Source organism: Rhizobium sp. SVR5-9E (genome assembly GCF_056755095.1).
This window is the reverse complement of sequence record NZ_JBNDHS010000300.1, coordinates 1-339: the sequence shown is the minus strand read 5'-3', so window position 1 is coordinate 339 and position 339 is coordinate 1. Positions and strand designations below refer to the sequence as shown.

Genomic DNA, 339 nt, shown 5'->3' with positions numbered 1-339 from the left:
AGATTCTTTCATTACCATGGCCTGCCAAAGCATGAGATACCTCGTGGCCCAACACAACGGCAAGTCCGTTTTCGTTTTTAGTAATCGGTAAAATTCCGGTATAGACCGCTACTTTTCCACCTGGCATACACCATGCATTGAGTTCATTACTCTGGATAAGATTAAATTCCCAGCTGTAATTAGCAAGGTCTGCAGAACGACCAATAGACTGATAGTATCTTTCAGCCGCAGATTTTATTCTCGATCCTACATTTACCACCTTTTTTGCATCTGCTGTTCCTGTAATTACTTTAGATTTCCCTAATGTTGATTTGTATTCCTGAGCCGACATCGTCAGGA

General features: G+C 41.6%; 1 protein-coding gene. It reads right to left on the bottom strand.

Features of this window, described 5'->3' with window-relative positions:
* On the bottom strand, positions 1-339 hold a 339-nt coding region (locus ACPYOJ_RS34890), incomplete at both ends, for a M48 family metalloprotease (RefSeq protein WP_481420311.1).